This is a genomic window from Micromonospora sp. NPDC048843 (assembly GCF_040649965.1).
Lineage (GTDB): Bacteria > Actinomycetota > Actinomycetes > Mycobacteriales > Micromonosporaceae > Micromonospora > Micromonospora hortensis.
In genome coordinates this window covers 1-10,460 of record NZ_JBEZGJ010000215.1, presented here as the reverse complement: position 1 = coordinate 10,460, position 10,460 = coordinate 1, and the positions used below count along the sequence as shown (strand labels likewise).

Here is a 10,460-nt window from a genome sequence, read left to right as displayed (position 1 = left end):
GTGCCTGGCTCCGGGCGGTCAGGCTTGATCCCTCCGCCGGGCACGGTCGGCCACACCCCTTGCGCCAGCAGCGTCGACAAGACGGGCCGGCCTCCCACTGGGAGGCCGGCCCTGCGCGTTTCTTAGTGTTGATCTTGACCTGGGTCTTGGTGCTGCTCTGTGATCTCGCTCTGTTGGGTTAGCGGCTGCTTGTGGTTTCTCGTACCCAGGGGAGGGCGAACCGCTCGATCAGCAGGAGCGCCGAATAGAGCAGGATGCTCACCAGCGCCACCAGCATGATCGCCGCCCAGGCGGTGGCGGCGTCGCCGATGCCGGCGTACTGCGTGATGACGTAGCCGAGGCCGCTCTCGCCGGCCTGGAACTCACCGATCACCGCGCCGATCGCGGCCAGTGGCATGGCCACCTTGAGCCCGACGAAGATCTGCGGCAACGCGGCCGGGAAGCGCACCTTGCGGAACGCCTGCCAGCGGGAGGCGTTCCAGGAACGCACCAGTTCGGCCAGGTCGGCCGGCGTGGTGGTCAACCCGGTCGCGGTCGAGAGCACGATCGGGAAGAAGCAGAGCAGGAACACCATGGTCAGGATCGGCTTCTGGCCCCAGCCGAGCGCCACCACCAGCAGCGGGCCCAGCGTGATCTTCGGCACCGCGTTCACAGCGACCAGCAGCGGCGTGAACATCCGCTCCACAGTGCGGGAACTGGCCAGCGAGAGCCCGATCAGCACACCGGCGGCCACCGAGAGGGCGAAGCCGGTCAGGATCTCCAGCGTGGTGTCCCAGGTGTGCTCAAGCATCTGGGCGGGCTTGTCGACGAACGCGCTGAACACGTCGCCGGGCGGCGGCAGGGCGAAAGGGTGGACCAGTTCCAGCCGGGCGATCAGCCACCACGCCGCCAGCGCGACCATGATGCCGACCGCGGGCAGCACCGCGTCGGCCCCGGCCCGAAGACCGGCACCTCGACCCGTGCGTCCCGCCTCGGGGCCGGCACCCGGGGGCGGGGGTTCCGTCACCGCCGGGTCCGCTGACCGGACGTCGGTCATCTCTGTCCTCCTCGAAATCCCACGGCCCGCCGGGGGCCGACGAGCGACGGGGGTACGTCCCACCGGGATCGGCGGGACGTACCCCCTGATGACGACCGGACGATCAGGCCTTCGGCGCGAGGCTGAAGTCGATGATCTGCTCGGGGGTGATGTTCTGCTTCAGCGCGCCGGCACCCTGCAGGATGGCGATGCTCTTGGCGACCCGACCGCTGTCCAGCGTGCCGATCGCGGTGCCGGTGTTGCCGGAACGGACGTACGCGGCCATCAGCTCCAGCTCGGCGGCGGCGGAGACCGGGTTGGTGGCGTCGACGTTCTTCTTCAGGATGTCGGCGGCCTCCTTGGAGTTCGCCAGGCTGTACTCCAGGCCCTTGAGCAGCGCCGCGGTGAACTTCTTCACCATCTCGGGCTTCTCCTTGGCGATCTTGGAGGAGGTGATCAGCACGTTGCCGTAGAGGTCCTGCATCACGTTGCTGTACGGCAGCATGACGGCCTTCTTCTTGGCCACCGCCTCGATGGTCGGCTGACCGACGACGAACTGACCGATGCCGTCCACCGAGCCGGAGGCCAGCGTGCCGATCAGGTTCTGCGCCTCACCGTTGACCCAGGTCACCTTGGTCGCGTCCACACCGGCGAGCCGGGCGTACGTCGGGAACAGGTTGCGGACCACGGAGCCGGGAGTGTCGGCGAGCTTCTTGCCCTCCAGGTCCTTCGGCGAGCTGATGTTCTTGCCCTCGACGGTGGCGATGCCCGCCATGGTGCGCTGCTGGATCGCGGCCACCGCTGTGAAGTCCTTCGCCTGGCCGTTGCCGAGCTGGAGCAGGCCGCCGGTGAGGTCGATCGGGCCGAAGTCGGCCTGGCCGCCGACGATGGTCTGGATCACGCCACCGGTGCCCTGACCAGCCTTGATCTCGACGTCGAAGCCGGCTTCCTTGAAGAAGCCCTTGTCCTTCGCCACCCAGGCGTAGGAGTCACGGCCGAAGTTACCGAACGAGGTGAGGTAGGTCACCTTCTCCAGCGTCTTGCCGTCGCCGCCCTTGGCATCGTCGGCCGAATCCGACCCGCTGCTGCAGGCGGAGACAAGGGCGAGGGCGGTGGCCAGCGCGGCCGTAGCGACCGTACGGGTCAGCCTTCTCATCAGTGCACCATGTCCTTTCCGACCGGGGCCGGCAGGCCACCGGAGGGGGTTGTCGTGACGGGCCGGCGGGAGGGGTGGAAGCCGGGCGCCGCCGTCGTGGGGGGACTCTTCGCGGGCACAGCGTACGAGAAACCCACAGTTGCGACGCCAGGCGTATCGGGTTGCGGAACGGAAACAACCTGACGACCACCCCAGCCGGTGCCATACCTCGACGGGGCGGCTAGCCTTTGTCGGATTCCTGACCGTCGACTCAGCGGAGGTACGCCGGAGATGATCCGACTGTCCGGGGTGTCCCGTACCTTCGAGGGCCGATCCGGCCGGGTGGAGGCGCTGCGCGGCATCAACCTCGACGTCGCCGAGGGCGAGTTCGTCGCAGTGCTCGGCCGCTCCGGCTGCGGCAAGTCCACACTGCTGCGGCTGATCGCCGGGCTGCTCCCGTTGAGTGCCGGTGAGATCACCGTCGCCGGTACGCCGATCACCCGCCCCCGCCAGGACATCGCCATGCTGTTCCAGAAGCCGGCGCTGCTGCCCTGGCGCACAGTGCTGGACAACGTCCTGCTGCCGGTGGAGATCTTCGGCTGGAGCCGCGCCAAGCACCGGGAGCGGGCCCAGCAACTGCTCGACGTCGCCGGGTTGGCCGGTTTCGAGAAGCGGCTGCCGCACGAACTCTCCGGCGGCATGCAGCAGCGGGTGTCGCTCTGCCGGTCTCTGATCGGTGAGCCCCGGGTGATGCTGATGGACGAGCCGTTCTCCGCTCTGGACGCGCTCACCCGCGAGGAACTCTCCGGCGAACTCCAGCGGGTGCACATGGAGAACAAGCCGACAATCGTCTTCGTCACCCACTCGATCGACGAGGCGGTGCTGCTCGCCGACCGGGTGGTCGTGCTGAGCCCCCGCCCCGGCCGGATCCGCAAGGTCGTCGACGTGACCATCCCCCGGCCCCGCACCCTGGGCCGTAACGCCCACCTGGCCGACGTCGCCCAGGTCAGCGCCGACCTGCACGAACTGCTGATGGAACGCGAACAGCCGGCCACCGCCGGCGCGGAAGGACACTGACCATGCGGGTGTCGGTCTTCACCGAGCCGAACCGTGGCGCCAGCTACGACACCCAGCTCCGGTTCGCCAAGCTGGTCGAGGCCTGCGGCTACGAGGGTTTCCTCCGCGCCGACCACTACCAGTCGATGGGCGCCGACCCGGGCCTGCCCGGCCCCACTGACGCCTGGCTGACCCTCGCCGCGCTGGCCCGGGAAACCGAGCGGATCCGACTCGGCACCCTGGTGACGTCGGCCACGTTCCGCCTGCCCGGCCCCCTCGCGGTGATGGTCGCGCAGGTCGACCAGATGAGCGGTGGCCGGGTCGACCTCGGCATCGGCGCCGGCTGGTACGAGCGCGAGCACACCTCGTACGGCATCCCGTTCCCGGCGGTCGGCGAGCGTTTCGACCGGCTGGCCGAGCAGCTCGAGGTGATCACCGGGTTGTGGGCAACCCCGCCCGGCGGGACCTACAGCTTCACCGGCGACCACTACCGGCTGGTGGACGCTCCCGCCCTGCCCAAGCCGGTGCAGGTACCCGGCCCGCCGATCATCGTGGGCGGGCGTGGCCCCAAGCGCACACCCGAACTGGCCGCCCGGTACGCCGACGAGTTCAACATGCCGTTCAAGTCCGTTGCCGCCACCGCCGAGGCGTACGACCGGGTGCGCGAGACGTGTGAGCGCACCGGACGGACGGAGTCCGGGCGCGCCCCGTTGGTGCTGTCCGCCGGGATCGTCGTCGCCATCGGCCGGACCGACGCGGAGGCCCAGCGTCGGGCCGCGCCCCTGCACCAGAAGAGCGCGCTGCCACCGGAGGACCCGGTGGTCGGCTCCCCCGCGCAGCTCGCGCAGCGGCTCGGCGAGTTCGCCGCGATCGGCACCACCCGGGTCCACCTGCGCCTGATCGACTTCGATGATCTCGACCACCTCGAGCTGATCGCCGCCGAGGTGCTGCCCCAACTGGACGGAGCACGATGACCGACGTGATCGACGGAACCGAACTAGGGCCGGTGGGCCAGGAGATCGTGTTCGAGAACGACCGGGTCCGGGTCTGGCACATCCGCCTCGAGCCGGGCGAGCGGCAACCGCTGCACCGGCACGACCACCCCTACCTGGTGGTGGCGATCGAGGGCGCCAAGAACGTCGTACAGACCATCGACGGCACCCTGATCGACGCCGACGAGCCCACCGGCGGAGTGGTCTACCGGGACCCGGGCGCTGTGCACATGCTGACCAATGTCGGGGATACGACTTACCTGGCGCGGCTGGTCGAACTCAAGTAGACCCGCCGATGGCCACCGGCGTGCCTCGCGGCGCGCCGGTGGCGATCGGGTGTACCAGGTGCGTAACGTGCCGGACATGGCCTTTCGGACCTGGGGCAGACTGCTGCTCACGGCGCTCGGGGTGAGCGTGCTGGCCGGAGCCGGCCAGCTCGGCGTCGCGTACGGTTTCGGCATCGTCCGCCTGACCGGCGCATTCACCGGTACGACAGTCAACCAGTGGCCGGCCCAGCTCGTCTGGGTGGGCTGGTTCGCCGCGAACGCAGCCGTCGCCGGCGCCGTCCTGACCGGCCGCCTCGCTCGCCGCGACGCCCCGGCGGCCAGCACCGGGCGGCAGTTGGCGGTCGGCGGCGCGGCAGCGCTCGGCGCAACAGTCATCGCCCCGCTCTGCATGCAGCCCGCCCGCGCCGCGGAGCTGATCTCCGTTGACCCGGTCTGGGCGGTGGGCATCTGCGCCATGGTCGGTGCGGTGATCGGGGCGGGCGCGGCGATCGCCGTCCTGTTCCGGCCCGAGCTGGGATGGAACATGGCGGCCGTGGCCGGCGCGGTCTGGCTGCTGGCGCTGGTCTCCGTCCTACCGTCGCTCGGCACGGCCGGCCCGCTGCCGACCGTCCGGCTCGGCGTACTGGAGCCGAGCTGGCTCGACGACGCCGCAGCACAGCAGCTGGCGCTTCTCCTGCTGCCCATCGTGGCGCTGCTGGCCGGCGCGGCGACCGCCGGGCTGGCTCGCTGGCGCGGTCAGGCTCCACTGGTCAGCGGGGCCACCGGGGTGGCCGGTCCGGTGCTGGTGGCGTTCGCCTACCTGACCGCCGGTCCGGGCGACGCGGTGGACCGCTACCAGACCGCCCCCTACTACGGCTCGTTGATCGCGATCCTCGCCGGAGCGCTCGGCGCGGCCGCCGCCGCGCTGCTGCGCTGGCCGACGGGCACCCGTACCACCGATCCGCAGGCGATCGAGCCCACCGCCATCCTGCGCCCGCTGCCCGCCGGCCCGGCGCTGCCCGGCGCGGCGAACGACCGGGACAGCGCCGAGCGCACCGACACGGAGACGACCAACGCCGAGCTGGCCACCAGCACCAAGCCCGCCAGCGTCGTTGCGGGTCCGTGGGCGACTGGCGACCCCGATGCCGTACGCACCGTCCCCGCCCACTGGGACTGGCCGGAGACCACAGCGAGCGGACAACACGGTCCGGCTCCCGCCACTACGACTCCCGCCGCCTCGACTCCCGCCGCCTCGACTCCCGCCGCCCCGACTCAGCCTGCGGCCTGGCTGACCGCGCCGACCGGTGAGTTCAGCGCCGCAGGGCAGACGCCCCCGCGCCAGAATGATGTCCTGGCCACGACCGAGCCTTCGGCCGGCACCGACGTCAGCAACGTCAACTCGACCGGCACCACGGCCGGACGCGCCGACGCCGCCACCCCGACGGACGCCCGAGCGGTCGACGGGCCGACCGGCAGCACCGCAACGGGCGCCAGCGGCAGCACGGCGACCAGCGGCAGACCGACCGGTGGGCGTACCACCCGCACGTCCGCCGCCACCCCGACCGGCACGGGCGCACCCGGCTCCGGCACGACCAGCGCGGTCGCTGCCAGCGCACCGACCACCTCGGACGAGCCAATCCCCGCGACCGGCAGCACGGCCCGGACCAGCGCCGCCGCGAGCACCACGGCCCCGACCAGCACGGCCCGGACCAGCACGGCCCGGACCAGCAAGGCCCCGACCAGCACGGCTCCGACCAGCACGGACAGCGGCGCCGAGGCGACCAGCACAGGCCCGACTGGCACGGACGTTCCCAGTCCCGCCACCACTGCCTCGACGGGCACGGGGTCAGGCACGAGCACGGAGGCGAGCAGCGCGGGCACGGCCGACCACGGCACGCCCGAGGCGCCGCTGACGATCAAGCCGCGACGCGGCCGCAAGTCGAAAGCCAACCCGGACACCACCGCCTCCGACGTGGCTGACGACAGGTCCCCCGCCAGTTCGGCAAGCGCTCGCGAGACGACCACAAGCGAGACGACCACTCGCGGGACGACCACCGACGCAACGACCACCCGCGAGACGACCACCGGCGGTGCCACGAAGGGCACCCGGCCGAGCAGGTCCGCCGACAGCACCGCGTCCGACGCGGCCACCGACACTCCGGCGCCCAGCCAGGGAAGCCCGGGTGAGCGGTCGAGTTCGACCTCCGAGGTCGCCTCGGCTGCCGCCTCCGGCACGGTGGCAGACCGGACAACCTCTACCGGCGCGAAGCGAGCAACGGCCACGCCCGCCACCGGCTCGAAGCGAGCACCGGCCGCCTCGACGACCGCCGAAAACGGCGCGACACAGGCGCCGGCCAGCCCGGACTCCCCCGCCACGGCAACCGACGCCACACCGATCCCGACCACCGGAGCCGGGGCGACACCGGCACCGGCCACCGGGAGTGAGACGACACCAGCACCGGCCACCGGGAGTGAGACGACACCGGCACCGACCACCGCGGCCGGCGCGACGCGAGCAGCGGCGGCGCCGTCCACCATGGCCGGGCAGGTTGGCGCGGAAGCCATCCCGCGCGTCCCGAAGGCCGGCACGGGAAGCAAGGCAGCACCGGCCGACACGACGAGCGGAGCTGCGATCGCCGGGGCTCATGACACCGACAGCGCTCGGCCCGCCGCCGAGGACGTTCCCGCCGCCGGCTTGTTCGGGGCCACCGCCGCCAGTGACCCGGACACGGACCGGTGGACGCCCGCGCCGTCGGCCTGGCCGGTCACCTCGACGTGGACGGTGCCACCGCAGGCCTCCGACCCGGAGGCAACGGCATCGGAGGGGTCGAGCAGGCCCGACGCGCCGACCGGGCCGACGCCCAGGCCCCGGCATCGGGCACCGTTGCCGGACCTGAGCCGGGCCGGCACCTGGAACGCGTTCGACACCTCTCGGCGCCGCGGGCCGGCCGGGTCGCAGGACAGCTCGACGGCACGGACAACGCCGACCGAAGCGGGCGAGACGGCTGCTCCGGCCGAACACCCGGGCCGGCCGGAGTTCCCGGGCACTGTGGGCGCGCCATCCGGTGCCGCCGCCACCAGCGCCACCACCGACAGCGCCACCACCGGCACCGGCACCGGCGATCTGACGCCTACCGACACCACATCGGCAGAGCCGAGCCACCCGAAGGTGGCAGAGCAGCCCTCCCGGCGAGGGCGGCTCGGTGGGCTGTTCCGTCGCAACCGGTCCCGCGCCGACGAGGAAAGCCCGAAGACGTCGGATGAAGCGGAGCCGCTGGCGTCCCAGGACGAGGAATTCGTCGATTGGGTCGCCGGTCTGAGCAAGCCGGTGTCGGACAACGAGCCCGAGCAGGAGAACAGCCGCCGGTCGTTGCGCTCCACCGGTCGACACCACCGCGACTGACCCACTGCCGCTGACTCCACCGCGCAGCGCGCAGACACACCGACCCGTCGCTTGATCGACTCGGGTTCACTGATACCGGGCTATCCCAAGGCGGCCGGACACCGCGACATCAATGAACCCGAGTCGATCACGCCGCGAGGGGTCAGGCGAGCGGTAGGTAGACCCGGCTCCCGCCGGAGACGAACTCCTCCGACTTGTCCTTCATGCCGCGCGCCGCGTACTCCTTGAGCTCTTGAGTGATCTTCATGGAGCAGAACTTCGGACCACACATCGAGCAGAAGTGCGCGGTCTTCGCCGGCTCCGCGGGCAGGGTCGCGTCGTGGTACGAGCGCGCCGTCTCCGGGTCCAGCGAGAGGTTGAACTGATCCTCCCAGCGGAACTCGAACCGCGCCTTGGACAGGGCGTCGTCCCAGGCCTGCGCGCCGGGATGCCCCTTGGCCAGGTCCGCCGCGTGCGCCGCGATCTTGTACGCGATCACGCCGGCCTTCACGTCGTCCCGGTCCGGCAGACCGAGGTGCTCCTTCGGCGTGACGTAGCAGAGCATCGCGGTGCCGAACATGCCGATCATCGCGGCGCCGATCGCCGAGGTGATGTGGTCGTACGCGGGCGCGATGTCGGTGGTCAGCGGACCGAGCGTGTAGAAGGGCGCCTCGTGGCACCACTCCTGCTGAAGGTCCACGTTCTCCTTGATCTTGTGCATCGGTACGTGACCGGGGCCCTCGATCATCACCTGGACGTCGTACGCCCAGGCGACAGTCGTCAGCTCACCGAGGGTGCGCAGCTCGGCGAACTGCGCCTCGTCGTTGGCGTCGGCGATCGACCCGGGGCGCAGCCCGTCGCCGAGGGAGAACGTCACGTCGTAACGCGCGAGCAGCGCGCACAGCTCCTCGAAGTTGGTGTAGAGGAAGTTCTCCTCGTGGTGCGCCAGACACCACGCCGCCATGATCGAACCGCCGCGGGACACGATCCCGGTGACCCGGTCCACTGCCAGCGGCACGTACGGCAGGAGCACCCCGGCGTGCACAGTCATGTAGTCCACGCCCTGCTCGGCCTGCTCGATGACTGTCTCCCGGAACACCTCCCAGCTCAACTTCACCGGGTCGCCGCCGACCTTCTCCAGCGCCTGGTAGATCGGCACCGTCCCGATCGGCACCGGCGAGTTCCGCACGATCGCCTCACGGGTCTCGTGGATCCGCTTACCAGTGGACAGGTCCATCACGGTGTCCGCGCCCCAGCGGGTGGCCCAGGTCAGCTTCTCCACCTCCTCGGCGACCGACGAGCTGACCGCCGAGGTGCCGATGTTGGCGTTCACCTTGACCAGGAACGCCTTACCGATGATCGCCGGCTCGCACTCCGGGTGGTTGACGTTGAGTGGGAGCACCGCCCGACCGGCGGCGATCTCGGCCCGCACGAGTTCCGGGTCGACGTTCTCCCGGACCGCCACGAACTCCATCTCCGGCGTCACCACACCGGCCCGCGCGTACGCGAGCTGGGTGGGCCGACGACCGTCCACCCCGGCCAGTGGGGTGCCCGCACCCCGCACCGGGGCCACGTCACCCCGCTCGGCGATCCACGGGCCGCGCAGCGGCGGCAGCCCCACCTCCGGGTCCGAACCAGGGCCGGACGTGTCGTACAGCCGCACCGGCGGCAGGTCCCCGGTCAGCCCCACCTCCGCGAACGGCACCCGGACATCCGGCCGCGAACCCTCGACGTACACCTTGCCTCGTGCGTGCATGACAGCCTCCCTGGTGATCAAGCGGACCAACCGAAGTGGTTCAGCGGCCCACGCCCCGCGCCCAGCTCCCAGCCCCGCGCGCCGGTCAGCGCACGGAGCACGTACTCCTTGGCGGCCCCCACGGCGGCCGGCACCGGATCGCCCAGACCGAGCCGCACCGCGATCGCCGCCGAGAACGAGCACCCGGTGCCGTGGGTGTGCCGGGTGGTCACTCGCGGCGCGCGCAGCAGTGTGGTGACGCCGCCGCCGTGCAGCACGTCGACCGCTTCGCCCCCGTCCAGGTCACCGCCAGTGACCACCACGTACTCCGGGCCGCCGGCCACCAGGGCCTCGGCCGCCACGACCATCGCGGCCACGTCGTCGACCGGGCGTCCGGTGATCGCCGCGGCCTCCGCGCAGTTCGGGGTCGCCACAGTGGCGTACGGCAGCAGCCGCTCCACAGCGCCCACCACGCCGAGCCGGTGACCACTCGTGGCGACCAGCACCGGGTCGACGACGAGTTGAGGCAGCCGACCGTCCCGGGCGGCCTCGGCCACCACGTCCGCGATCGCCGGGGTGCCGAGCATCCCCGTCTTCACCGCGCAGACGGTGAAATCGGTGAGCACGCTGTCCAGCTGCTCGGTGACGGTGCGCGGGGGCAGCGGCAACACCGCGTCGACGCCCCGGGTGTTCTGCGCGGTGACCGCCGTGAGGACGCTGGTGCCGTACGTGCCCAGCGCGGCGAAGACCTTGAGGTCGGCCTGGATGCCTGCGCCGCCGCCGGCCACGGGCGGCACCAGACAGGTGACCGTCGGCGCCTCGCTGGGCAACGAGACCGTTCACGACGAGGACTGGTTCGCCGGCTCGGTGCGTGAGGAG

8 protein-coding genes are annotated in these 10,460 nt (G+C 71.5%); 4 read left to right on the top strand and 4 right to left on the bottom strand.

Annotated features, from left to right (window positions below; translation table 11 throughout):
• Positions 1–178 precede the first annotated feature (178 nt).
• Both AB0C20_RS32050 and AB0C20_RS32045 read right to left on the bottom strand, forming a co-directional pair.
• Positions 179–1,036 (bottom strand): ABC transporter permease, encoded by an 858-nt coding sequence (locus AB0C20_RS32050; RefSeq protein WP_357569390.1) that lies wholly within the window; start codon positions 1,034–1,036, stop codon positions 179–181.
• A gap of 103 nt (positions 1,037–1,139) precedes the next feature.
• A complete protein-coding gene (locus tag AB0C20_RS32045; RefSeq protein ID WP_112584856.1) occupies positions 1,140–2,171 on the bottom strand; it encodes an ABC transporter substrate-binding protein in 1,032 nt (343 codons plus the stop codon).
• A 270-nt stretch (positions 2,172–2,441) separates the two neighbouring features.
• Between AB0C20_RS32045 and AB0C20_RS32040 the strand changes: the two genes are divergently transcribed.
• The 4 genes from AB0C20_RS32040 (at position 2,442) to AB0C20_RS32025 (ending at position 7,867) form a co-directional block, all read left to right on the top strand.
• Positions 2,442–3,227 carry an ABC transporter ATP-binding protein gene (locus AB0C20_RS32040; protein WP_091402346.1) on the top strand — a complete coding sequence of 262 codons (786 nt, stop codon included), beginning with the start codon at positions 2,442–2,444 and terminating at the stop codon, positions 3,225–3,227.
• A 2-nt stretch (positions 3,228–3,229) separates the two neighbouring features.
• Positions 3,230–4,180, top strand: coding sequence for an LLM class F420-dependent oxidoreductase (locus AB0C20_RS32035; RefSeq protein ID WP_357189406.1), 951 nt, complete (start codon positions 3,230–3,232; stop codon positions 4,178–4,180).
• Positions 4,177–4,485: a cupin gene (locus AB0C20_RS32030; protein WP_282264487.1), complete on the top strand. Its 309-nt coding sequence runs from the start codon at positions 4,177–4,179 to the stop codon at positions 4,483–4,485. The genes AB0C20_RS32035 and AB0C20_RS32030 overlap by 4 nt, the downstream gene beginning before the upstream one ends.
• 76 nt (positions 4,486–4,561) lie before the next feature.
• Positions 4,562–7,867 (top strand): hypothetical protein, encoded by a 3,306-nt coding sequence (locus tag AB0C20_RS32025; protein WP_357569388.1) that lies wholly within the window; start codon positions 4,562–4,564, stop codon positions 7,865–7,867.
• 142 nt (positions 7,868–8,009) lie between these two features.
• On the opposite strand, the gene thiC is transcribed toward AB0C20_RS32025, so the two are convergent.
• Together thiC and thiD are read right to left on the bottom strand one after the other, a co-directional pair.
• Positions 8,010–9,602: a phosphomethylpyrimidine synthase ThiC gene (thiC, locus tag AB0C20_RS32020; protein ID WP_357189402.1), complete on the bottom strand. Its 1,593-nt coding sequence runs from the start codon at positions 9,600–9,602 to the stop codon at positions 8,010–8,012.
• 17 nt (positions 9,603–9,619) lie between these two features.
• Positions 9,620–10,369: a bifunctional hydroxymethylpyrimidine kinase/phosphomethylpyrimidine kinase gene (gene thiD / locus AB0C20_RS32015; protein WP_357569387.1), complete on the bottom strand. Its 750-nt coding sequence runs from the start codon at positions 10,367–10,369 to the stop codon at positions 9,620–9,622.
• Positions 10,370–10,460 lie beyond the last annotated feature (91 nt).